Here is a 17,440-nt window from a genome sequence, read left to right as displayed (position 1 = left end):
CGATTGAGGACAGGCGAGCGGCCCGGTCGGATCGGCCCATGTCGATCTATCCGCTCCTCCTCGCTGTTCACATCGCCGGCGGCCTCGGCGCCGTCCTCATCGGGATCGCGCCCGTCCTGACCCGCAAGGGCGGGCGCGCCCACCGCCTGACCGGTCGCGCCTTCGCCGGGCTGATGGCCGTCCTCCTCGCCGCCGCATGGGCGATGACGGTCCTGAAGATGAACTCTTACCTGCTGGCGCTGTCGGCCTCGGCGACCCTGACGCTGTTCTCCGGTCTGCGAGTCCTGGGCCGGAAGCGACCGGACCTTCACCGCTCAGATCGGGCGCACGCTCTGGATTGGCTGGTGACGCTCGGCATCGCCGCCGTCGGCCTGCTGGTGTTCTGGCAGGTCCTGACCGGACGCAACGCCGGCCCCGCCGCCATCTCCTTGGCGCTGGTCTACGGGGCGCTGGGCATGAGCGGCTGGGACATCTGGCGCTTCCTGCGCCCGACCGACTGGCCCTTCAGTCCCGAGTTGTGGCGGTACGAGCATCTGTGGAAGATGCTGGGCGCGTATTCGGCGGTGCTGAGCGCCTTCTCCGGCAACTTCCTCCGTTTCGTCCCCGCCCCCTGGAGCGCGCTTTGGCCGACACTGGTGTTCCAGACCCTGACCCTGCTCTGGATCGCCATTCTGGTCGCGCAGAAGCGGCGGCGGGTCGGGACGGCCTGATGCGGCGCATCTCGTTCAGTCTCGGGCTCGGCCTGTTCGCGGCCTACAGCTACGGCGCGACCATCGTCTCGGCGGCGTGGTTCCTGCGCCGGGATCATGACGTCGCCTTCGGAACATCGCTGGCGTGGGCCGCCCTGCTCTACGCCCCGACGGTGATCAGCGGCCTGCTGGTGTGGCGGGTGCTGAAGCGGTTCGGCGCCGAGTGGCGGGCCATCGGTGTGCTGACCGCCCTCACGCCGCTGGTGATCGCCCTGTCCGCATGGGCCTCGACCGCCGTGGACGGCGCCTTCCGGGGCGCGCAGTGGACGGGAGGCGAGATCGCCGCCCGCATCATCGCCCGCCTGCCCGTCGCCCTGCTGCTCTGGACCGCCCTGTGCGCCGCCGGGCTGGCCGCCGCCCACTGGCGCCGCGCATTGCTCCAGAAGGCCGGGATGGACGCCCTGTCCGCCGCCCTCGCCGAGGCCCGCCGGGCGCAGGCCCCGTCCAGCGAGCGGCTGATGGTCAGCGTGGGGCAAGGCCGGGTTCCGGTCGATCTGGCCGATGTCGAGTGGATCGCCTCGGCAGCCAACTATGTCGTCGTCCACTGGCGCGACCGCGAGGGCCTGCTGCGCGAGACCCTGCAGACGCTGGAGGCCCGTCTGACGCCCCACGGCTTCGCCCGCAGCCATCGTTCGACCCTGGTGAACCTCGCGCGGGTGCGGGAGCTGAAGCCCCTGTCAGACGGGGCGTGGCGGCTGACGCTGGACAGCGGAACCGAGCTGGTCGTCAGCCGGTCGTATCGTGACGGGCTGCTGGCGCGGCTGAAGACGCCTCGCCCTGCGCCTCTTCCCAGACCGTCCTGACCGGCTCCGGCAGCAGCGGCGGCGTGCTGTCCCAGTAGGTCAGGTGATCTTCCCAGATGTCGTGCGTCCGTTGGCGGGTCGCCTCAATCCGGCAACCGAACGACACTATCGTCCGGATGGTGCCATCCTTCCATTGATCGAACACACCGGCGCACCGGCTCTCGACATAAGCAACCCATGCGGTCTGGGACGCCTGTAACCACGCCGTCTGTTGGGTTCGCTCTCCGCCGAACTGGCCGGATTCAGCATCCCCTTCCGACGCCCGGGTCATCGCCACATCAAAATAGCGCTGCATCCGGGCCTCTTCGGCTCTCAGGTCTTCCAGCACACAAACGTTGAGTTCCAGCGTACTGCCGTCCCGGACACAACGCGGCTCATCGTCTGTATACGCCTGAACCGGCTCCGGTGGGCCGAAGAGGGACTCGGCCTGCGGGGAAGGCGCGACTTGCAGGGCAAGCGACAACGCGACGGCAAGAATCATCGAAGGGATCCAGTGGACTTCAGAAAGCTAGAGCCCGCCTCGCCTTTGTCGAGCGCTCCCGAGTTCCGGTGATCGGGGCGATCTGCCAAGGCGGTTCAAGGCCGCCGGAGAATCCGCTCGCCCAGAACCCGGAATGGCACCTCCGGCACAAGGAAGCAGAATGGCGCGCCGGTCGCACCCAAAGCATTCAGCGCGGCGCCGGGCTCGAACGCTGTAACCTCCAGCGGCACGATGGCGGCCGTGTCGATGGGCAGGTCGATATCGGCCAGCGCCAGATCAGTCCCCCGGGCCAGCGGCGCAATCGCCCTGTCCTGCAAGGTCAGCGCCGCCATGGCCTCAGGCCAGCTCCCGAAGATCGCCTGAAAATCGGCGGGCAGATCGCCTTCGCCCTGCACAGCGTCCAGCGTCAGGCCCGGCGCGCTCCCCGCGCCCCCGATCACGAGGCGAACCCGGTCGCTAGCCGCATCCAGCACAAACGTCCCGGCCCGATGGGACAGCATGACATCGCTGACCAGCCGCGTGCCGATGGCGTAAAGCGCGCTGTCAAAGACATTGCCCAGAAACAGGACCGTCGCCCGATCCGGCGCCGCGCCGTCGATCCCGCGCACATAGAGCCGCCAGTTGCTCTGGCGCGGTGAGGGAAACAGCCGACGCAACGGCCCGGCCAGAACCGGACCAAACCCGCCGTGCACATAGCTCAGCACGGTGAGGACCGCCTTCCCGTCGAACACTTCCAGCTCGACACCCGGCGGCGTCAGTTCTGCAGCGACGTGGGCAGGGATCAGCCAGTTGGCGTAGATCACCGACCGCACATCGCTGGCCATCACCGGAAACGGCAGCCGGGACAGCGTGCCGCGGCGCAGGATCCGCAGAGGCTCGCAATTCGCGATCGCGGTCTCGATGCGACCGATCAGACCACGCGACGGAGATCGGTAGTGGTTGTCCAGCCCCCCGGACGACATCCGTTACGCCCCTACTTCTTCGGGGCGTGTTTCTGCCCCGTGCGGATCCGGCCTGAACGCGAGACCTGACGCGCCCCGCCGCGCGCGCCCTTCTGGACGGCGATGGAGGAGCCGGCCTTCTTGGACGAGCTGGCCTTCACGCCCGAAACGATCTTGGGCTGGTGCTTGCGGGTCTTCTTCTGCTCCAGCGCCTTGCCGGGCAGGTTGGACAGCCGCTCCTCGGCCTCCTTGGCCTTCTTCACGCGGCGCGGCGCGGTCTTGGCGTCGCCCTTGTAGCGTTCCGGCCCCGACTTGGCGCCGCCCTCGGCATAGGGGTTCGCGCCGCTCGACTTGACCGTCAGGCGGATCGGGGTGCCCGGCAGGTCGAAGCTCTCGCGGATCGAGTTGACCAGATAGCGCTTGTAGTGGTCCGGCATCGCCTCGGCGCGGTTGGCCATCAGCACGAAGGTCGGCGGACGGGCCTTGGTCTGGGCGATGTATTTCGGCTTGATGCGCTTGCCGTCGACGGCGGGCGGCGGGTGCCGCTGGGTCGCCATGCTGAGCCAGGTGTTCAGGTCCTTGGTCTTCACCTTGACCGACCAGGTGTCATAGGCCTGCAGCACCGCGGGCATCAGGCGCTCGACGCCCCGGCCCGAGTGCGAGGACAGGGCCACGAACGGCGTGCCCTTCAGCTGGGGCAGCTTGTCCTCGGCCATGGTCTTCAGCTTGGCCATGCGGGACTGGGGCTCTTCCTCCAGGTCCCATTTGGACGCGACATAGATCAGCGCGCGACCCTCGCGCTCGACCAGATCGGCCAGCTGCAGGTCCTGGATGTCGAAGGCGTTGTCCTTGTCCATCATCAGGATGACCACCTCGGCGAAGGTGATGGCCCGGATGGTGTCGGCGACCGACAGCTTCTCCAGCTTCTCCTGCACGCGCGCCTTGCGACGCATGCCGGCGGTGTCGACGAAGCGGATGGCGCGGCCTTCGTATTCCCAGTCGACCGAGATGGAGTCGCGGGTGATGCCCGCCTCCGGACCGACCAGCAGGCGATCCTCGCCCAGCAGGCGGTTCACCAGCGTCGACTTGCCGGCGTTCGGACGGCCGATCACGGCGATGCGGATCGGCTTGTCGGCTTCCTCGACCTCTTCGATGAAGATGTCGGCCGAGGCCGCCAGAATGGCCTGGTACAGGTCCGCCATGCCCTCGCCGTGCTCGGCGGAAATGGCCACGGGCTCGCCGAAGCCCAGGGCGTGGGCCTCGCCGACGCCGCCGCCGCTCTCGCGGCTCTCGGACTTGTTGGCCAGCAGGATGATCGGCTTGTGCACCTTGCGCAGCCGGTCGGCGAAGATGCGGTCCAGCGAGGTCACGCCCTCACGCGCATCCATCATGAACATGATGACCTCGGCATCCTCGATCGCCGCCTCGGTCTGCTCGCGCATCCGCGCCTCGAGGCTTTCGTCGGTGACGTCCTCATAGCCCGCGGTGTCGATCAGCGTCAGGTCCATGTCGCCGATGTTGCCGTCGGCGTAGCGACGGTCGCGCGTCACGCCGGGGCGATCATCGACCAGCGCGAGGCGCTTGCCGACGAGGCGGTTGAACAGGGTCGACTTGCCCACATTGGGGCGGCCGACGATGGCGATCTTCAGAGCCATGTCGGCCTTCTAACGCAGTTCGAGGGATTCCGTCAGCGAATGCTGATCAGCTCACCCTTGTCGGTGAGCACATAGACCGCGCCGTTGTAGGCGGCCGGGGCGATGAAGGCCGGGCCGCCCAGCCTGATCGAGGCGGTCTGGGCGCCGGTCTTCGGATCCAGGGCGATCAGTTCGCCGTCCGAATTGGTCAGCAGCAGCCGGTTGGACGCCAGCAGCGGGCCCGACCATTCCGGGGTGACCGTCCGGTCCCAGAACCCGAGGAAGCCGCCCTCCTGACGAATGCGGCCCTCGTTGAGGTTGCGGGTCCAGTAGACGTCGCCGCTGTCGCGGTTGATCACGGTCAGTTCCCCGTTCTTGGAGACGACATAGACCACCTCGCCGACCGGCAGCGGCGCGTTGACGCCCGCGACCGGCAGTTCCCACTTGGTCTGTCCCGTCCGCAGCTCGGTGGCCGCGAGGACGCCCGAGTGACCGACCGCATAGACCACGCCGCGGCTGACCACGGGGCGGCCGGCGATATCGCGGATTTCGGACAGGGCGTTGGTGCGGCTGGTGCGCGACAGCGTCTGGGTCCACAGGGACTGGCCCGTGGCGGCGCGCAGCGCGGTGATTTCACCCGAGGAGAAGGGCGCGATGACCGTGTCGCCGGTCACGGCCGGGCTCGAGGCGCGCATGACCCGGGCCGGTTCCGGAATCCCCCGGTAGGACCAGATCTGCTGGCCGCTGGCGGCGTCGAAGGCCATGATCTGGTTTTCGACATCGACCACGAAGACCCGGCCGCCGGCGAAGGTCGGCGCGCCGTGGATCGGCACATCGACCGGCGTGCTCCAGAGCACCACGCCGGTCGCCTGGTCCAGCGCCGAAACGGAGCGATAGCCCGAGGAGACGAAGACCTTGCCGCCGCCGACGGCCACGCCGCCGCCGAAACCGCCGCCCGCCGAGCCGCCGCCGATGCCGAAGAAGCCGCGGCGGGCCTCCCGTTCATCAGGCTTGATGTCCGTCTTCCAGCTGATCGCGCCGGTCGCCGCATCCACGGCCGACACCGTGGCTTCGCCGTCCATGACGAAGACGCGGCCGGCGTCCGCGACGATGGGCGCCATGACCTGATGCACGCGCGACGAGCCGGCTCCGATATCGCGCCGCCAGGCGACCGTGAAGTCGGCGGCGCCGATGACGTGCTCGACCGCGTTTTCAGCGGTGCCGCCGGGCTGGGTCCACGCCACCGCGGCCTGCGGCCCCGGCACGAAGAAGTCCCGTCCGGACAGGGCCGCGGACGGGGCCAGCTGCTGTTCGAACTCCAGGACGGAGATCCGCTGCCCCTCGCTCGCCGTCGCGGCGGGGGCATCGGAGCCTCCCAGCCCGAACGGCAGGGCGTTGCGCACCGAGGCGCAGGACGCGGCGGTCATGGCGAGCCCGGACAGCAGGGCGACTTTGAGCACTCGGTTCATGGCGAACGTCCTGGAAGCCGAAATCACGGGCGTGTCTGGGCGGCGGGCTGCTGGGGAGCGGCCTGCTGCGCGGGCGCCTGGGCCCGCGCCTGCGCCGCGGCGGCCTGGGCGGCCGCCATCTGGGTCATGACGGCCTGAATATTGGCCACGCCGCCCGCGTCGATCGCGTCCATCGCGATCTGGGCGTTCCGGCTGACCTGTTCAGGCGTGTCGAGATCGTTCTTCAGGACGACCAGGATCCCCTTGGCCTCCTCCGTCTTGCCGTGCTGCAGCAGGGCCATGGCCAGGGCTTCCTGCGCGAAGGCGTTGAACGGCTTGTCGTCGCCGATCAGGGCGTCGGCCCGGGCCTTCACCTGGTCCAGGGTCTCGATATCCATCGCCAGCAGCAGGGCCTTGTAGGCGGCCGGTCCCGAGATCAGCGGGTCACGCGTCGCGCGCGCCGCCTCGTCGAGATAGGCCAGGGCCTCGGCGTCGCGACCCGCGTCCAGGGCGATCCCGGCCCGCTGTTGCAGCGCCAGCGACTTGTAGGCCGCATTGCCCTCCTTCGCCGCCTGGGCGAAGGCCGCGTCGGCGCCGACCGGGTTGTTCTGCTGAAGCGAATCGAGACCGCGCTCCATGGCGATCGAGGCCTTGTCCGCCTTCGAGGTTTCCCACGACTGCCAGCCCCACCACGACAGGGCGGCGATCAGGGCGACCAGCAGAATACCGCCCACGACGGGCAGCCAGGTGCGGGCCAGGCGCTTGTAGCGCTCGGAGCGAAGCTCCTCCTCGACCTGCTCGAAGACATCAGACACGGAACAATCGCCCCCAAGAGAACGGCGACCAGAGCCGTTTAATTTCAATCCGGCCGGACCCTAATGGGTCAGCCACGCCCCCGCAACGCAGGCTTTACTGCGCGACCGGCTTTTTCGAGAAGTAGGTCTCGACTTCGGCAGGAAAACGGCGACTGCGGACGTCCGCGGCGTAGCCGGCCACGGCCCGGTCGATCTCGCCCCGGAGATCGGCGTAGCGGCGCACGAATTTCGGCGTCCAGTCGAACAGGCCCAGCATGTCCGGAACCACCAGGATCTGCCCGTCGCAGGCCGCCGACGCCCCGATGCCCACCGTCGGCTTGTCGATCGCCTCGGTGATTTCGCGGGCCAGCCCCTCGGCCACCCCCTCGATGACGACCGCGAAGGCGCCGGCGTCGGCCGTGGCCTCGGCCTCGGCGATCACCCGCAGCCGTTCCTCTTCCGTGCGCCCCTTGGCCTTGAAGGCGCCGTCGGTCAGCACCGCCTGGGGGCGCAGCCCCACATGGCCCATCACCGGAATGCCGCGCTGGACCAGATAGGCGATGGTCTCGGCGACCGTTGGACCGCTTTCCAGCTTCACGCCCTGGGCGCCGGTCTCCTTCATGACCCGGGCGCAGTTCTCGTAGGCCTGCTCCTTCGACCCCTCGTAGCTGCCGAAGGGCATGTCGATCACCACCATCGCCCGCTTGGCGCCGCGCATGACGGCCTGCCCGTGCAGAATCATCATCTCCAGCGTCACGCCGACGGTGTTCGGCAAGCCGTGCACCGCCATTCCCACGCTGTCGCCGACCAGAAGCAGGTCGCAGTGCGCGTCGAGGATCTCGGCCGTGGGTGCGTCGTAGGCGGTCAGGCAGACCAGCGGCTCGCCCCCCTTTCGCGCCCGGATATCGGGGGCGGCGAGACGACGGATGGTTTCCTGCTTCTGGCTGGACATGGGGAGGCTCCGCTTCAGAACCCGGCCTGAATAGGCCGACGGAGCCTCATCGTCACGTTACACTTCCTGGGACAGGCGCATCAGCCCCGCCGAGGCGACCGCGATCAGCGCCGCCGCCACCACCCAGAACATCTGCATTCCGCCTGTCGAGGCCAGGTCGACCGAGCCCAGCCCCAGCCGTTCCAGACCGTCTCCGAGAGCGGTCTGGGCGTTCACCGTCGCGGCTTCCAGCCCGCGGCCCACCAGAACGGCGGGCTCGCCGGCGTCGGCGGAGAACCGGACCGTCAAGACCTCGCGCACCGCCACCAAGCCGCCCACAAGACCCGCGACGCCGAGCACGCCGTAGCGGAGACGCGACCCTCGCTGCAGTTTCGCCTCCACATCGGCGGTGAACAGGGCGGCGTCCGCCATCGGCGGCGTTCGGGCGAACAGGCGCTCGATTTCGGGATCGAACTCGTCAGCCGACATGCTGCGTCCTCCCCAGGGGTTCTGCGGCCCGAAGGCGCGCGCGGAGTTTATCCAGACCACGTTTGACATGAGACTTCACCGTGCCGAGTGGCAAATTCAGGGCGGTCGCGATCTCGGGATGAGCCATCCCCGCGCCGTGGCACAGGGAGACGCAGAGCCGCTCCGCCTCGCTCAGGGTCTTCAGGGCCTCATCGAGGTCCATCAACCCGCCGGGATCGGTCGCCGGAGCGACCTCTTCGCTTTCGACTTCAGCGACATAGCGCGCCTCCTTCGCCACCCGCTTGATGTAGAGCCGCGCCGCGATCCGCTTCACCCACGCCGCGAAGGTCCCGTCTCCACGGAATTCGGCGCAGCGTTCGAACGCCTGGATGAAGGCGTCCTGGGCGATGTCGTCCGCCAGCGCGGGCTGGGCTCCCATCCGGCGCAGCAGGGCGCGCACGGCCGAGCCGTGACGACGCACCAGCTCGCCGAACTCCCGACGTCCGCCCGCCGCCGCGAGGGCGGCGAGCTCGACGTCGTGCCGGTCAACCAGGGCCTGGGCCATGAGGATTCCCCTGTCCTGCCCGACCTCAGTCCTTGTTCTTGTTGAAGAAGCTCAGGCCCAGGAAGGCGACGCCCACGGTAGCCGGGACCGCCGACACCGCCAGCATCGCGTAGAAGATCTCATCCGCGAACTGCGACAGGGCGGTCCCGCACAGGCTCACGCCGGCGGCGACCGCCAGCAGGATGACGCCGAGGCGCATGTCGCGGTTGGCCGACGGCGGCCGATGGATCGAGGCGCTCATCGCCTCGATGACGTCCGTCGGGAGGGACTGATCCTTCTCGATCGCGGCACGCAGGGTTTCCTGCATCTGCTTCTGGGCCTTGATCTTCTGCATCGTCTGGAAGCCCACGATCGCGATGACCATGATGAAGGGGGACAGCGGGATCAGCAGTTCGGCGTTCATGAGGGTTACCTCTCGTCTCTGACGTTGGACCGGAGCCTGACGTTCCGGCCTTCTGACGACAAGAGGCGGCGATGGGGCCGCACGGATGCGAAGCGCCGCGTGAAACTTTCGTAAGGCGGATGAAACCGGTTACAAGCAGGACCGGAATCGGGAAGAGGACCTGCTCATGATCGACCGTCGCATGCTTCTGGCCGGCCTCGCCGCCGCCCCCCTCGCCGCCTGCGCCACGACGGCGCCCCCGACCACGCCGCGCCGGCTCAAGGTCGTGACCTTCAACATCTGGCACAATCAGGGGGACTGGACCGCACGCCGGCCCCTCCTGATCGAGGCGATCCGCGCCGCCGACGCCGACGTCATCGCCCTGCAGGAGGTGCTGGAGGATGCGGCGGTCAATCTGCCCAACCAGGCGCGCACCCTCGCGGACGCCCTCTCGGGCGCCGGGGGCGGCTACGAGATGCATTTCGTCTCCACCGATCCCGAAGGCGCGCCGCGCCGTTACGGCAACGCCATCCTGACCCGCCTGCCGGTTCTCGCCCACGACTCGAGGAAGCTGGAGCCGCTCGACGACTACCGGACCGCCCTGCGGGTCCGTGTCGACCTGGACGGCCGCCCGGTGGACATCGTCGACACCCACCTCGCCTGGCAGCAGGACGCCCAGGCGGTGCGGGCGCGCCAGATCGCCGACCTGCTCGACTGGCTGCCGCAGGACGGCGCCCCCCTGGTGGTCATGGGCGACTTCAATGCGGTCCAGGAGGACGCCGGTCTCAACGTCCTGACGGGCGACCGCTTCATCAGCGCCATGCCGCGCGGCTCGGTCCCGACCACGCTGAACCCGGCCAAGGGCCACCCGGAGCGGGTCATCGACCACATCTTCGCCGAGCGGGCCGCCTTCACGGCCGACGCCTGGACCCTGCTGGGGGCCCAGCCGACCGGCGGCGAATATCCGTCAGATCATTTCGGCGTCGCCGCCACCCTCACCCTGCGCTGACCCAGGCCGGCCAGGCGCATCGCCGCGCCGCCGGCCACGGCCGTCAGCCCCATCACCAGGGCGATCGGGGACACAAGGCCCGGCAGGGCGGCGAACAGCTGCTCCAGCATCGGGGCCATCGCCCAGAAGATGCAGCCGCTGACCAGCATCCACGGCAGCAGGGCGGCGACGGCCAGCCAGGCCCGACGCCGCGCGATCCGCTCGGCGACCCCGGCCTCGAACACGAAGTCGCGCCGCGGCGGACTTTCGACAGCCAGCAGGGCGGCCAGTTTCTGTTCAGGCGTCATCGGACCCTCCGAGCGCTTTCAGCAGGCGCGTGCGTCCGCGCGCAACATGGGACTTCACCGTCCCGAGAGGCAAGCCCAGCGCCTCCGCCGCCTCGCTGTGCGACCAGCCGTCGCCCAGACACAGGGCCACGCAGGCGCGCACATCGGCCGGCAGGTCCGCCATGGCGTCCTGAAGGGCCATCTTCTCCTCGGTCGCGACGCCCGCGGGGAGACTCACCGTCTCCAGCCAGCCCGCGTCCCGGGCCGCGCCGCGCCGCGCCCCGCGGATGCGGTCCTGCGCCTTGCGCCAGGCGATGCCGCACAGCCAGGGCCGGACGCCCGCCGGATCGCGCAGGGTCCGCAGCGACGCCCAGGCCGCCACGAAGGCGTCCTGGGCGACATCGTCCGCCTCCGCCCAGCCGCTGCCCAGAAACCGGCGCACGAATCCCCGCACCGCCGCCTGATGCCGCTCGACCAGCCGCGAGAAGGCCCGGTCGGAACCGGCGCGCGCCAGGCGCACCAGTTCGACGTCGGTCTCTGCGCCGTTCACGATCCGGTTTCCCCCCGTCCGTCCGGTTCACCGGTTCCGGCGGCAGGTCAGGGCGCTGATCAGGGCCCAGACCGCGACCGCCCCCATCACGAAGGACACCACCAGAAAGGCGTCGGTCCCGCCGTCCAGATTGGTGAAGGTGGCGGCGCCGAAGAAGCCGAGCCCCAGGGCGGTGAACAGGCCGAACAGCGACCAGTAGTTGGTCGGCTGGCGCGGGCCGGCGGAGCGCCCGTCCCAGCCGTCCTCGTCGAGCGGACGCTGCAGCACCTTCAGCAGGGCCTCCGGCGGCTCCTGCCCCTTCTCGGCATAGCTCTTGAGCAGGTTGATCGCGTCCTTCTGGCGGCGGTAGCCCAGCCAGCTGTTGTAGGCGCCCAGCAGGCCGAACCCGATCGGGAAGACCAGCCACCAGAAGCTGTAGAAGAAATGTTCCATCGGTCTCATCCTCTGTCGCGCGGTCCGTTTCCGCGCCTTCATCGAGTGGTCGCCGCCGCCCGGCCGGACGGATGCAGGGTGCGGAATATTTTCAACAACCCGCCGACGGATCGAATCCAACCTCAGGCTAGCCGAACCGCTTTCCACGGCGTACCAATCGGCAATCGTGTCGCAACCGCAGGCGTTGGCGACCCTCCATCCCCTCCCCGTCTCCCAGGAGCCGAACCATGGTCCAGGTCACCTACCGAATCGTCGAGCATGACGGGGGCTGGGCCTACAAGCTGGGCGACACCTTCTCGGAAACCTTCACCAGCCACGACGCCGCCCGCGCCGCCGCCGTCGCCGCCTCGCGCGAGCAGAAGGTGTCGGACCAGGACGCCTGGATCGAGTGGGAAAACACCGATGGCGAGTGGATCACCGAGCGCGCAGACGGTCACGATCGTCCCGAAACGAGCGTCGAGGGCTGATTGCCGCAACCGGTTTTGGCAGTTTCGGGCTAGGCGAGACGGTCCATGGCCGCTAGTCGTGCACCGACTTCAGTGGAACCGGTTACATGCATCAGCTTCGCAGCTCAGCCCCTTCCCGTCGAAGACTGCTCGCAGGAGGCGCCATGATGGCTGGAATGATGATGGCTCCCCGCATTGCAGCGGCGAAGGCCCAGGAAAACCTGTCGCGTGTCGACGCCCTGATCGCCCGGATGACGATCGAGGAGAAGGCCGGTCAGCTCAATCTGATGAACGACCCGTTCCGCTGGCGTCCCGAGGGAATCAATCCCGGCGACACCTTCGATTCGGATCAGTCCCGGACCGCCGCCGATATCCGCGCGGGCCGAATCGGCGCCCTGTTCAACGGCGTCGGCGCCGCCAGCACCCGCTATGTCCAGGACATGGCGGTCAAGGAAAGCCGCCTCGGCATCCCCCTGCTGTTCGCCGCGGACATCGTCCACGGCCTGAAGACCACCTTCCCCGTCCCGCTCGGTGAAGCCGCCAGCTGGGATCTGGACCTGGCCGAGCGCACCGCCCGCGCGGCCGCCGTCGAGGGCGGCGCCGCCGGCGTGCACCAGACCTATGCGCCGATGGTCGACGTCGCCCGCGACCAGCGCTGGGGCCGCGTCGTCGAAGGCGCCGGCGAGGACGTCCTGCTCAACAACCTGTTCGCCATCGCGCGGACCAAGGGCTTCCAGGGCGAGGACCTGACCCACTGGTCCTCCCTGGTCGCCACGCCCAAGCATTTCGCCGCCTACGGCGCCGCCGAGGCGGGCATGGACTACAACTCCACCGACATGAGCGAGCAGATGCTCCGCTCGGTCTATCTGCCGCCGTTCAAGGCCGCCTTCGACGCCGGCGCCCTGTCGGTGATGAGCGCCTTCAACGACCTGAACGGCGTGCCGACCAGCGGCAACCGATGGCTGCTCACCGACGTCCTGCACGGCGAGTGGGAGTTCTCGGGCTTCGTGGTGTCCGACTACACCTCCGAACAGGAGCTCATCGCCCACGGCTTCGCCGCCGACGGCCGGGACGCGGCGCGTCTGGCCCTGATGGCCGGCGTCGACATGTCGATGAAGAGCGGCCTGTACATCACCCACATCCCCGAACTGGTCCAGTCGGGCGACGTGCCGATCGAACGGGTCGACCAGGCCGTGCGCCGGGTGCTGATGACCAAGGCCGCCCTGGGCCTCTTCGACAACCCCTATCGCGGCTCGGACGTGCAGACCGAGCGCCGCGTGACCGGCAGCCGAGCGCACCTCGAGCTGGCCCGCGAGGCCGGCCGCAAGTCGATCGTGATGCTGAAGAACGAGGGCGGCCTGCTGCCCCTGCCGAAGAGCGGCAAGCGCATCGCCCTGATCGGCCCGTTCGGCGCGGACAAGACCGACGTCTTCGGTCCCTGGTCGGTGTTCAAGGACATGGCGCTGGCGGTCTCGCTCGAGGACGGCCTGCGCGCCGCCATGGATGACGACGCCCACCTGACCGTGGTCAAGGGCTCGGACGTCGAGGCCCCGCTGGCCGGCGGCATCGAGGCGGCCGTCATGGCCGCCGGCGAAGCCGACGTGGTCCTGCTGGCCATCGGCGAGTCCAGCGAGATGTCGGCGGAATCCAAATCCCGCACCGAGATCACCATTCCCGCCCCCCAGCGCGCGCTGGCCGAGGCCGTCGCCGCCACCGGCAAGCCGGTCGTCGTCCTGCTGCGCAACGGTCGCGGGATGGAGCTGTCGGACGCGGTGAACGACGCGGACGCCATCCTGGTGACCTGGTTCCTGGGCTCGGAGAGCGGCAACGCCATCGCCGACGTCCTGTTCGGCGACCACGCCCCGACCGGCCGCCTGCCGGTCAGCTTCCCGTATCGCTCGGGCCAGTCGCCCTATTATTACGCGCACAAGTCGACCGGCCGCCCGTCGCGCCCCACCGATCGGGAGTTCACCTCCAAATTCCGCGATGCGCCGCACGAGGCCCTCTATCCGTTCGGGCACGGCCTGACCTATGCGCCGGTCCGCTATTCGGCGGTGACGGTCTCCTCTCCCACCATGGCCCGCGACGGCGAGCTGACGGCCTCGGTCACCCTGACCAACGACGGCGAACGCGACGCCTCGGAAGTGGTCCAGCTCTACATCCGCGACCGCGCCGCCTCGATCACCCAGCCCGTGCGCCTGCTCAAGGCCTTCCGGCGGGTCGAGGTCCCGGCGGGCGGCTCGGTCGAGGTGACCATGACGCTGAAGTACGGCGACCTGCTCTTCCTCGGACGCGACCTGACCCCGACGGTCGAGCCGGGCCTGTTCGATGTCTGGCTGGCGCCCAGCGCCCAGTCGGGTGAACCGGCCCAGTTCACCCTGGTCTGATCCTCAGCCGCAGACGGCCGCGTAGATCTCGGGCTTGAAGCCCACGGTCGTGCGGCCGTCGACGTCCAGCACCGGACGCTTGATCATCGACGGATTGGCCAGCATCAGGCCGATGGCCTTGTCCGCCGTCAGGTCCGCCTTGTCCTCGGGCGACAGGGCCCTGAACGTCGTCCCCGCGCGGTTCAGCACGACCTCCCAGCCGTGCGTCGCCACCCATGCCGCCAGCGTCTCCCGATCAATCCCGGCCTTCCTGTAGTCGTGGAAGGCGAACGCCTGCCCGTTCTGGTCCAGCCAGACGCGCGCCTTCTTGACCGTGTCGCAGTTGGGAATGCCGTAGAGGGTGATGGTCATCGTCGGAGCCTCGCCATGTCAGGCCCCGCGTCTCCCACAATTCGGGACAAAGACCTAACCCAGCGGCCAGCGCCCCAGCGTGTGATAGGTCGAGCGGCCCACCTCGCTGTGGATCAGCTCCACCTCCGTCGCCCGCCACGAGATCGGCGCCACGGCCCGCTCCGGCAAACGGGCCTCGCCGTACATCAGGGTGACATGCGGATTGAACTGCGGGTTCGACAGCGTCTTCTTCAGGCGGCGGTGGATCGCCTCCCACAGGCTCAGGCGGAACGCCTTCAGCGCCTCCACGCCCGCCTCGCCCAGCAGGACGTGCGGATGCCGGCCCGGCGCGCCGCCGAAACTGCCGACGCGGTCGAACGAGACCACGAACGACGGCCGCTCCATCGCGGCGATCACCGCCGACACCTCGGCCGCGACGTCGGCGCGAATGCTGCCCGCATAGTCGCCGACATGGATCAGGGTGACATGCAGCCGATCCGACCGGACCTCGTTGCGCCCCTCCTTCAGTCCGTACAGCTCCTGCGACCGACGGCGAACCTCCACCGCCTGTCCGGCCTGCGCGGCAGGCAGCATCAGGCCCACGAACAGCCGTTCGATGCTCTGCGCGGTTCCGAAGTCGAAGCCGCCCTGGGTCGCCTGCGCCGTCATCGTCATCCCTTCGGCCCGAAGCCGCTTCAAAAGCAGGCCTCCCCCGTCCCGGTCAAAAGAAAAGGGCGCTCCGGTTTCCCGAAGCGCCCCTTTTCCAGACTGTGGAAACGCGATTAGCGCTTCGAGAACTGGAACGAACGGCGGGCCTTGGCGCGGCCGTACTTCTTGCGCTCGACGACGCGGCTGTCGCGGGTCAGGAAGCCGTGCGGCTTCAGAACCTTGCGCAGTTCCGGCTCGTAGTGCGTCAGGGCGTGCGACAGGCCGTGGCGGATGGCGCCGGCCTGGCCCGACAGGCCCGAACCTTCAACGGTGCAGATCACGTCGAACTGGGTTTCGCGCTCGGCGACGACCAGCGGCTGGGCGATCATCATGCGCAGAACCGGACGAGCGAAATATTGCTCCTGGTCCTTGCCGTTGATGGTGAACTTGCCGGTGCCCGGCTTCACCCAAACGCGGGCGATCGCGTTCTTGCGCTTGCCGGTCGAATAGGCGCGGCCTTGCGCGTCCAGCTTCTGGACGGCGGGAGCGGCGTCTTCAGCAGCGGACGACAGGCCCTTCAGGGCGTCGAAGCCGGTGTTTTCGGTGGTGACGTCGGTCATGATCAGACGCTCCGGGTGTTCTTGGCCGACTTCGAGGCGAAGTCGATGGTTTCGGGCGACTGGGCGGCGTGGGTGTGCTCGGCGCCGGCGAACAGACGCAGGTGCGTCATCTGCTTGCGGGCCAGCGGGCTTTCCTTCGGCAGCATGCGCTCAACAGCCTTCTCCAGGACGCGTTCCGGGAAACGACCGCCCAGCACCTTGGCCGGGGTGGTTTCCTTGACGCCGCCCGGGTGGCCGGTGTGACGGTAGTACACCTTGTCGGTGTTCTTCTTGCCGGTGAAGACGACCTTGTCGACGTTGGTCACGATGACATAGTCACCGCAATCGACGTGCGGGGTGTAGTCGCCGCGGTGCTTGCCGCGCAGACGGTTGGCGATGAAGGTCGCGAGACGGCCCACCACGACGCCTTCGGCGTCGATGTGGATCCACTTCTTCTCGACCTCGGCCGGCTTCAGCGAAGCCGTGGTGCTCTTCAGCATAACGAGGAGTCCTTGGGAGACGGGCGAAACGGTGTGCTCTTCCGGCGGACCGGAGGAACGGAAGGCGCGCTGATAGAGGAAGGCGGATCGGCGGTCAATGCCGTTCTGCACGCCCAACTCGCACTACACATCTGTAAAATAACGGAAAAGTCGAAACGGTATTAAAATACCGCATGATTTTCGGCTGCTCGGGGGTGTCGGGTGTGGGGTGTGGGGTCTCTGCACCGGCCCTCTTCCCCCTACGCCCCACACCCGACGCCCCACACCCGACGCCCGACCCCCGACACCCGACACCCCCTACGTCCAGAATTGACGTACCGTCGTTCCATACTGCGCCTCGCACCCTGCGAGAGCCGCCGATGACCGACACCACATCCCCCACAGACCCCGCCGACGCCGGCGTCCATTCCGCCCCGGACGAAGTCTGGGAGCAGGTCCGGCAGGACTATCTGGCCGGCTGGTCCGCCCCGGCCTGCTGCCGGCGTCACGGCGTGGGGCTCAGCACCCTGCGCAAGCGAGCCGCCGAGGAGGGCTGGCGACGCACCGACCAGCCGTGGACCCGGCCCAACGGGCTGGAGCGCGATGACGAGGGACTGGCGCTTGAGGAACAGTTCGACGGCGATCTGGACCGGATCCCTCTGGGCGAACTGTCGCTGGTGGCGTTCCAGCGCATGATGCGGGCGGTCCTGCACGGCAACGCCATCGAGGCCCTCCGCTGGCGCCGCGTCCACAGGATGATCGAGACCGAGGCCGCCGAGGTTCAGCGCCGCCGACGCGCCGCCGAGGCCGAGCGCCTCAAGGCGGCCGGCCGCCGCGACCGCGCCTTCGCCGACGCCGTCATCCAGGGCGCCCGCGCCGACTACGCCGCCTCCCTGATGGAGACGGACGCCACCGGTCCGATAGACGGCATAGACGGTATAGACGGCATGGACGGTGTATTTTCACCGTCTCCGCGGTCCGGGGCGTCTCCGGCCATCCTCGCCGGCCTCCCCGGCGGCGCCGCGCTCGGGGGCGCGCCGTGAAGGGGCGTCCCGCGCCCCACACCCCACACCCCACACCCGACGCCCGACACCCGAC

22 protein-coding genes are annotated in these 17,440 nt (G+C 68.9%); 6 read left to right on the top strand and 16 right to left on the bottom strand.

Features of this window, described 5'->3' with window-relative positions:
- Window positions 1–38 precede the first annotated feature (38 nt).
- Both ACLQ7T_RS01175 and ACLQ7T_RS01170 read left to right on the top strand, forming a co-directional pair.
- Window positions 39–710 carry a DUF2306 domain-containing protein gene (locus ACLQ7T_RS01175; RefSeq protein WP_420477742.1) on the top strand — a complete coding sequence of 224 codons (672 nt, stop codon included), beginning with the start codon at window positions 39–41 and terminating at the stop codon, window positions 708–710.
- Entirely contained in the window at window positions 710–1,552 is an 843-nt protein-coding gene (locus ACLQ7T_RS01170) for a LytTR family DNA-binding domain-containing protein (protein WP_420477741.1), read from the top strand. The genes ACLQ7T_RS01175 and ACLQ7T_RS01170 overlap by 1 nt, the downstream gene beginning before the upstream one ends.
- On the opposite strand, the gene ACLQ7T_RS01165 is transcribed toward ACLQ7T_RS01170, so the two are convergent.
- From ACLQ7T_RS01165 to ACLQ7T_RS01125, 9 genes are all read right to left on the bottom strand, one after another.
- Window positions 1,476–2,033, bottom strand: a complete 558-nt coding sequence (locus ACLQ7T_RS01165) for a lysozyme inhibitor LprI family protein (protein WP_420477740.1) — start codon at window positions 2,031–2,033, stop codon at window positions 1,476–1,478. The two genes, ACLQ7T_RS01170 and ACLQ7T_RS01165, sit on opposite strands and share 77 nt — an antisense overlap.
- 95 nt (window positions 2,034–2,128) lie before the next feature.
- Complete coding sequence (locus tag ACLQ7T_RS01160; RefSeq protein ID WP_420477739.1) at window positions 2,129–2,995, bottom strand: DUF2071 domain-containing protein; 867 nt, start codon at window positions 2,993–2,995, stop codon at window positions 2,129–2,131.
- Between the two features lie 11 nt (window positions 2,996–3,006).
- The gene (der, locus tag ACLQ7T_RS01155) at window positions 3,007–4,629 is read right to left on the bottom strand and encodes a ribosome biogenesis GTPase Der (protein WP_420477738.1); all 1,623 of its coding nucleotides are present in this window, start codon (window positions 4,627–4,629) and stop codon (window positions 3,007–3,009) included.
- 32 nt (window positions 4,630–4,661) lie between these two features.
- Window positions 4,662–6,077, bottom strand: a complete 1,416-nt coding sequence (locus ACLQ7T_RS01150; protein ID WP_420477737.1) for a PQQ-like beta-propeller repeat protein — start codon at window positions 6,075–6,077, stop codon at window positions 4,662–4,664.
- A 23-nt stretch (window positions 6,078–6,100) separates the two neighbouring features.
- Complete coding sequence (locus ACLQ7T_RS01145) at window positions 6,101–6,871, bottom strand: hypothetical protein (RefSeq protein WP_420477736.1); 771 nt, start codon at window positions 6,869–6,871, stop codon at window positions 6,101–6,103.
- A gap of 94 nt (window positions 6,872–6,965) precedes the next feature.
- Window positions 6,966–7,802 (bottom strand): 3-methyl-2-oxobutanoate hydroxymethyltransferase, encoded by an 837-nt coding sequence (gene panB / locus ACLQ7T_RS01140; protein ID WP_420477735.1) that lies wholly within the window; start codon window positions 7,800–7,802, stop codon window positions 6,966–6,968.
- 57 nt (window positions 7,803–7,859) lie between these two features.
- On the bottom strand, window positions 7,860–8,270 hold the full coding sequence (locus ACLQ7T_RS01135; RefSeq protein ID WP_420477734.1) for a hypothetical protein: 411 nt from the start codon (window positions 8,268–8,270) through the stop codon (window positions 7,860–7,862).
- Window positions 8,260–8,814, bottom strand: a complete 555-nt coding sequence (locus ACLQ7T_RS01130; protein ID WP_420477733.1) for an RNA polymerase sigma factor — start codon at window positions 8,812–8,814, stop codon at window positions 8,260–8,262. Before ACLQ7T_RS01130 ends, ACLQ7T_RS01135 begins: the two co-directional genes overlap by 11 nt.
- Window positions 8,815–8,839: 25 nt before the next feature.
- Entirely contained in the window at window positions 8,840–9,217 is a 378-nt protein-coding gene (locus tag ACLQ7T_RS01125) for a hypothetical protein (protein ID WP_420477732.1), read from the bottom strand.
- Window positions 9,218–9,383: 166 nt separating this feature from the next.
- On the opposite strand from ACLQ7T_RS01125, the gene ACLQ7T_RS01120 reads away from it, so the two are divergent.
- Entirely contained in the window at window positions 9,384–10,205 is an 822-nt protein-coding gene (locus ACLQ7T_RS01120) for an endonuclease/exonuclease/phosphatase family protein (RefSeq protein WP_420477731.1), read from the top strand.
- On the opposite strand, the gene ACLQ7T_RS01115 is transcribed toward ACLQ7T_RS01120, so the two are convergent.
- Genes ACLQ7T_RS01115 through ACLQ7T_RS01105 form a run of 3 tightly spaced genes read right to left on the bottom strand, consistent with a single transcriptional unit; the run spans window position 10,169 to window position 11,453 of the window.
- Window positions 10,169–10,492 carry a hypothetical protein gene (locus tag ACLQ7T_RS01115; RefSeq protein ID WP_420477730.1) on the bottom strand — a complete coding sequence of 108 codons (324 nt, stop codon included), beginning with the start codon at window positions 10,490–10,492 and terminating at the stop codon, window positions 10,169–10,171. The two genes, ACLQ7T_RS01120 and ACLQ7T_RS01115, sit on opposite strands and share 37 nt — an antisense overlap.
- The gene (locus tag ACLQ7T_RS01110) at window positions 10,482–11,021 is read right to left on the bottom strand and encodes an RNA polymerase sigma factor (protein ID WP_420477729.1); all 540 of its coding nucleotides are present in this window, start codon (window positions 11,019–11,021) and stop codon (window positions 10,482–10,484) included. The genes ACLQ7T_RS01115 and ACLQ7T_RS01110 overlap by 11 nt, the downstream gene beginning before the upstream one ends.
- Before the next feature lie 27 nt (window positions 11,022–11,048).
- The gene (locus ACLQ7T_RS01105; RefSeq protein ID WP_420477728.1) at window positions 11,049–11,453 is read right to left on the bottom strand and encodes a hypothetical protein; all 405 of its coding nucleotides are present in this window, start codon (window positions 11,451–11,453) and stop codon (window positions 11,049–11,051) included.
- Between the two features lie 227 nt (window positions 11,454–11,680).
- Between ACLQ7T_RS01105 and ACLQ7T_RS01100 the strand changes: the two genes are divergently transcribed.
- Together ACLQ7T_RS01100 and ACLQ7T_RS01095 are read left to right on the top strand one after the other, a co-directional pair.
- Window positions 11,681–11,920 (top strand): DUF2188 domain-containing protein, encoded by a 240-nt coding sequence (locus ACLQ7T_RS01100; RefSeq protein WP_420477727.1) that lies wholly within the window; start codon window positions 11,681–11,683, stop codon window positions 11,918–11,920.
- A 146-nt stretch (window positions 11,921–12,066) separates the two neighbouring features.
- Complete coding sequence (locus ACLQ7T_RS01095; RefSeq protein ID WP_420477726.1) at window positions 12,067–14,286, top strand: glycoside hydrolase family 3 N-terminal domain-containing protein; 2,220 nt, start codon at window positions 12,067–12,069, stop codon at window positions 14,284–14,286.
- A 3-nt stretch (window positions 14,287–14,289) separates the two neighbouring features.
- On the opposite strand, the gene ACLQ7T_RS01090 is transcribed toward ACLQ7T_RS01095, so the two are convergent.
- From ACLQ7T_RS01090 to rplM, 4 genes are all read right to left on the bottom strand, one after another.
- Window positions 14,290–14,637 carry an arsenate reductase gene (locus ACLQ7T_RS01090; RefSeq protein WP_420477725.1) on the bottom strand — a complete coding sequence of 116 codons (348 nt, stop codon included), beginning with the start codon at window positions 14,635–14,637 and terminating at the stop codon, window positions 14,290–14,292.
- A 54-nt stretch (window positions 14,638–14,691) separates the two neighbouring features.
- The gene (locus ACLQ7T_RS01085; protein WP_420477724.1) at window positions 14,692–15,315 is read right to left on the bottom strand and encodes a 2'-5' RNA ligase family protein; all 624 of its coding nucleotides are present in this window, start codon (window positions 15,313–15,315) and stop codon (window positions 14,692–14,694) included.
- A gap of 83 nt (window positions 15,316–15,398) precedes the next feature.
- The gene (gene rpsI / locus ACLQ7T_RS01080) at window positions 15,399–15,884 is read right to left on the bottom strand and encodes a 30S ribosomal protein S9 (protein WP_420469806.1); all 486 of its coding nucleotides are present in this window, start codon (window positions 15,882–15,884) and stop codon (window positions 15,399–15,401) included.
- 2 nt (window positions 15,885–15,886) lie between these two features.
- On the bottom strand, window positions 15,887–16,360 hold the full coding sequence (rplM, locus tag ACLQ7T_RS01075; RefSeq protein WP_420477798.1) for a 50S ribosomal protein L13: 474 nt from the start codon (window positions 16,358–16,360) through the stop codon (window positions 15,887–15,889).
- 362 nt (window positions 16,361–16,722) lie between these two features.
- Between rplM and ACLQ7T_RS01070 the strand changes: the two genes are divergently transcribed.
- A complete protein-coding gene (locus ACLQ7T_RS01070) occupies window positions 16,723–17,385 on the top strand; it encodes a hypothetical protein (RefSeq protein ID WP_420477723.1) in 663 nt (220 codons plus the stop codon).
- The last annotated feature ends 55 nt before the right edge of the window (window positions 17,386–17,440 follow it).

The organism is Brevundimonas sediminis (assembly GCF_048799765.1).
In the GTDB taxonomy this organism is placed as follows: Bacteria; Pseudomonadota; Alphaproteobacteria; order Caulobacterales; family Caulobacteraceae; genus Brevundimonas.
This window is presented reverse-complemented; position numbering and strand designations above follow the sequence as displayed.

Bases quoted from the DNA above. Each gene is read 5' to 3' on its own strand.
- ACLQ7T_RS01175 (WP_420477742.1), top strand. From the start codon at position 39: ATGTCGATCTATCCGCTCCTCCTCGCTGTTCACATCGCCGGCGGCCTC.
- ACLQ7T_RS01170 (WP_420477741.1), top strand. From the start codon at position 710: ATGCGGCGCATCTCGTTCAGTCTCGGGCTCGGCCTGTTCGCGGCCTAC.
- ACLQ7T_RS01165 (WP_420477740.1), bottom strand. From the start codon at position 2,033: ATGATTCTTGCCGTCGCGTTGTCGCTTGCCCTGCAAGTCGCGCCTTCC.
- ACLQ7T_RS01160 (WP_420477739.1), bottom strand. From the start codon at position 2,995: ATGTCGTCCGGGGGGCTGGACAACCACTACCGATCTCCGTCGCGTGGT.
- der (WP_420477738.1), bottom strand. From the start codon at position 4,629: ATGGCTCTGAAGATCGCCATCGTCGGCCGCCCCAATGTGGGCAAGTCG.
- ACLQ7T_RS01150 (WP_420477737.1), bottom strand. From the start codon at position 6,077: ATGAACCGAGTGCTCAAAGTCGCCCTGCTGTCCGGGCTCGCCATGACC.
- panB (WP_420477735.1), bottom strand. From the start codon at position 7,802: ATGTCCAGCCAGAAGCAGGAAACCATCCGTCGTCTCGCCGCCCCCGAT.
- ACLQ7T_RS01135 (WP_420477734.1), bottom strand. From the start codon at position 8,270: ATGTCGGCTGACGAGTTCGATCCCGAAATCGAGCGCCTGTTCGCCCGA.
- ACLQ7T_RS01130 (WP_420477733.1), bottom strand. From the start codon at position 8,814: ATGGCCCAGGCCCTGGTTGACCGGCACGACGTCGAGCTCGCCGCCCTC.
- ACLQ7T_RS01125 (WP_420477732.1), bottom strand. From the start codon at position 9,217: ATGAACGCCGAACTGCTGATCCCGCTGTCCCCCTTCATCATGGTCATC.
- ACLQ7T_RS01120 (WP_420477731.1), top strand. From the start codon at position 9,384: ATGATCGACCGTCGCATGCTTCTGGCCGGCCTCGCCGCCGCCCCCCTC.
- ACLQ7T_RS01115 (WP_420477730.1), bottom strand. From the start codon at position 10,492: ATGACGCCTGAACAGAAACTGGCCGCCCTGCTGGCTGTCGAAAGTCCG.
- ACLQ7T_RS01105 (WP_420477728.1), bottom strand. From the start codon at position 11,453: ATGGAACATTTCTTCTACAGCTTCTGGTGGCTGGTCTTCCCGATCGGG.
- ACLQ7T_RS01100 (WP_420477727.1), top strand. From the start codon at position 11,681: ATGGTCCAGGTCACCTACCGAATCGTCGAGCATGACGGGGGCTGGGCC.
- ACLQ7T_RS01095 (WP_420477726.1), top strand. From the start codon at position 12,067: ATGGCTGGAATGATGATGGCTCCCCGCATTGCAGCGGCGAAGGCCCAG.
- ACLQ7T_RS01090 (WP_420477725.1), bottom strand. From the start codon at position 14,637: ATGACCATCACCCTCTACGGCATTCCCAACTGCGACACGGTCAAGAAG.
- rpsI (WP_420469806.1), bottom strand. From the start codon at position 15,884: ATGACCGACGTCACCACCGAAAACACCGGCTTCGACGCCCTGAAGGGC.
- ACLQ7T_RS01070 (WP_420477723.1), top strand. From the start codon at position 16,723: ATGACCGACACCACATCCCCCACAGACCCCGCCGACGCCGGCGTCCAT.